Source organism: Shewanella hafniensis, assembly GCF_019655335.1.
GTDB lineage: Bacteria > Pseudomonadota > Gammaproteobacteria > Enterobacterales > Shewanellaceae > Shewanella > Shewanella hafniensis.
This window is the reverse complement of sequence record NZ_BPFD01000153.1, coordinates 1-2966: the sequence shown is the minus strand read 5'-3', so window position 1 is coordinate 2966 and position 2966 is coordinate 1. Positions and strand designations below refer to the sequence as shown.

The following is a 2966-nucleotide window of genomic DNA, read 5'->3' as shown; positions in this document are numbered from 1 at the left end:
CACTCAAATAGAAACTCAAAAAGTGTAGTTTAAGACTTGTATTTAAGCATATTTTTTAAGAACACCTGCTGCATATTTCAAACTTTGACAGATTTTATGCTATGTTTTTCGCATCGTGTTTGAGTTGGCTGTTATCGTTCATCCATCCGATGACCAAATAAAGGAGGCCGGAAATGGCGCATTTATCTAAGGTGCTCATCTCTAAAATATTGATGTCGTTCATACTGATTTCCAGCATTCATCTTGCTGTGGCTAATGCCGCCGATGCGCCAAAGTCAAAATTAACCCTAGAGCAAAGAGCCGATAAGGCCCGCATAGACTCCCAGCGATTAGAGCAGGCCCAATTAGAGAAGGCGCGCCAAGCCGCTAAGGAGACAGCAGAGCGAGAAGATAAAATCAAACAGCAGTCCCAAACCCATGATTGGGAGGCTCAGCAAAAACTCAAGGCACAGAAACAGTTCGACGAGAGGGAAAGTCGCGAGCAAAAATATTTACGGGAAGCAAAAGAAGCCGCAGCAAAAGAGCGTAAAATCCCAAAGCCTTAAGCGGGCCATCGACACAGTCGATTTCAGCTAGGCAGTGCTAGCCTTATTTGTTGGCATTGCGACTACTCTCATTAATTACACCTTACTATCCCTAGGAATTGTTGTTGAATATCTGCCCCTTATGCCACGGCACAGAATTACTCGCTTATCATCAGGATAAAAAGCGCGACTACCATCAATGCCAAACCTGCCAACTGGTGAGCGTGCCTCCTGAGTTTTATCTCTCGGCCGAGGCAGAAAAAGCCGAGTACGATAAGCACGAGAATCATGCCAATGATCTGGGTTATCAAACCTTTTTAAATCGCACACTCGAGCCACTACTTAGCCGTGTTAGCACTTCGGCCCAAGGGCTCGATTTTGGCTGCGGCGAAGGCAAAGCCTTGAGCTTGATGGCAAAGGCGCGGGGTTATCAAATCGATAATTACGACCTTTATTACGCTAATAACCCCGAAACCTTAGTCCGCCAATACGACTTTATTACCTTAACAGAAGTGATAGAGCACGTAAGCGATGCCGCAGGTTTGCTTGCCCAACTCGATAGCCTATTAAAACCCAAGGGCATTTTGGCAGTGATGACCAAGCGGGTACAAAATCAAACCGCATTTGCCAGTTGGCACTATAAAAATGATCCAACTCATATCAATTTTTACGCCGAAGCGACCTTCGAATGGCTCGCCCAGCATTATGGCTGGCGATTAGAAATCATCGATAAAGACGTCGTATTCTTTTATAAAGAGATGTATAAAGTTGAGAAAAGTAATGCAACATCCTAATTTATATGTCTAATTCGATTTAATAAATTCCCATAAGTGCATATGCGAGCGGTATAAAACCAAAGGATTAACACTGCTGCTAAGTGTCTGGATGAAGGAGTCAATACAATGGACGTTAAGACCTATCTACAGGCATTGAGCGCGCTCTACGCCAATGTGAATCAAACATTCGCATTGAATAATGGCTTATCCAACTCAGCCTTAGATGAAGCTGAAAAACAATTAGGTTTTAAACTTGCTCCCCCGCTCAGGGAACTTTGGGGATATGCCAATGGCGGCAGTGAGTGGAGCACGGTATTTGCCCGAAAAGATTACTTTTGCCGATATGATGGACTTTATTTGTCCAAACCTAAGCCAATTTTTTGAGCAATCCTTAGCGCAAATCAGGTTATATCCAGATGAATTAATTGAGGACTAAGAATAATGAAAATGAACGTCCACTACTCGATAAACCTATGATTAAAGTTGAACTTCAGGGCAATATGAAGTGAGGTATGATGTGAAAAGCTACCCTAAAAAAGATAGAGACCAAGCACTAAACGCATTGCAGAGATTGGCTGAAAATGACGAACAGTTAACTGAGCCTCAAGTCGCCAAACTCGCTATCCTACAGCAGGGTGTAAAAGAGAGTCGTCATCTCGCCGCTAACGAATGGATTAATCGCATCAGCTACATAGAAAATGATTTAACCCAATTAGCCATAATCCAACGGGTGGCCTTTAATCACTTCGATGAGTTTATAAACTGCCTGACATTAGCGGGGCGCTTTGGTTGTTTAACGCGATTAGTGCGGGGTGGGGATTATTCGGGTACGGATAGCCTACACATTTGGCCCTTGTTGGCGGCACTAGCCATCCATGATTTACCTACTATTACAGCCTATAAACAGCGATTTGTGCCGCCTTTTTTAACGGGACACAAGGTGACACTCTTGGCCTGCAATGCCGTATATGCCATTTTAGGTGCCACAGCCGTGACAGATAAGTTACGCCATCAACTTACAAACCTAAAAGACTCGAAATACAGCATGGCGATGCTGCGCAGCCTAGCCGCCATAATCAATCAGGATATGACCTCGTTTATCGACAATATCGCCATTATGGTCAAGTCTAATCGCCTGCAGCAGGAGTTCTCGCCACTGGAAAAATGTTACTGCGTTAACGCCCATGGTTTAGTCAATCTGTGGCGGTTCCATACGGCCAATGCGCCACTCCCCCCACTTGATTTTCCCTTACCATGGCAGCATGAATTACACGGATTTTTTACCACGGGTCACGAGTCCATTGGGATATCTTTCGATCCCTTAGCTGAGCGAGAGTTAAATGATCTGCCAATTGATTCAAATACGCTGGCGCTAATCCATTCATTAACAGCACATTCTCACAGAGATGGCCACGAATAACCCACACAAAATTAACCAGTTAAAATGAGATTGTGATTTAGTTTCTATTTAAGGAGGATCGTTCTTGCTCATTTCTGGATACACACGCCCTCAGGGCGGGATTAAGCTTTGTTAAATCTCTTAACCAAAGAATATCTCGCTTCTAAAATCGCCATTCCATGCTGCTTTTCTTATCTTGGTTGGTTTGCTGGCTTTTAGCGGATGTTGCTCTAAAAGGTTCAGCACAATACGCCGAAATAGTGCCAT

Annotated in this window: 4 protein-coding genes and 1 pseudogene; 4 read left to right on the top strand and 1 reads right to left on the bottom strand. The window is 43.9% G+C overall.

Annotated features, from left to right (window positions below; genetic code table 11):
- Positions 1–173 precede the first annotated feature (173 nt).
- The 4 genes from K5Q99_RS21525 (at position 174) to K5Q99_RS21510 (ending at position 2720) form a co-directional block, all read left to right on the top strand.
- Entirely contained in the window at positions 174–545 is a 372-nt protein-coding gene (locus K5Q99_RS21525) for a hypothetical protein (protein ID WP_220778087.1), read from the top strand.
- Between the two features lie 104 nt (positions 546–649).
- The gene (locus K5Q99_RS21520; RefSeq protein WP_220778086.1) at positions 650–1318 is read left to right on the top strand and encodes a methyltransferase domain-containing protein; all 669 of its coding nucleotides are present in this window, start codon (positions 650–652) and stop codon (positions 1316–1318) included.
- 108 nt (positions 1319–1426) lie between these two features.
- Positions 1427–1684, top strand: a complete 258-nt coding sequence (locus tag K5Q99_RS21515; protein WP_246604558.1) for an SMI1/KNR4 family protein — start codon at positions 1427–1429, stop codon at positions 1682–1684.
- A 133-nt stretch (positions 1685–1817) separates the two neighbouring features.
- Positions 1818–2720: a hypothetical protein gene (locus K5Q99_RS21510; RefSeq protein ID WP_220778085.1), complete on the top strand. Its 903-nt coding sequence runs from the start codon at positions 1818–1820 to the stop codon at positions 2718–2720.
- Between the two features lie 120 nt (positions 2721–2840).
- Here K5Q99_RS21510 and K5Q99_RS21505 read toward each other — a convergent pair.
- Positions 2841–2966 (bottom strand): annotated as a pseudogene (locus K5Q99_RS21505) (ISAs1-like element ISSba1 family transposase); the annotation flags it as partial.

Coding starts and splice junctions, on each gene's coding strand:
- K5Q99_RS21515 (WP_246604558.1), top strand. CDS start 1,427: ATGGACGTTAAGACCTATCTACAGGCATTGAGCGCGCTCTACGCCAAT.
- K5Q99_RS21525 (WP_220778087.1), top strand. CDS start 174: ATGGCGCATTTATCTAAGGTGCTCATCTCTAAAATATTGATGTCGTTC.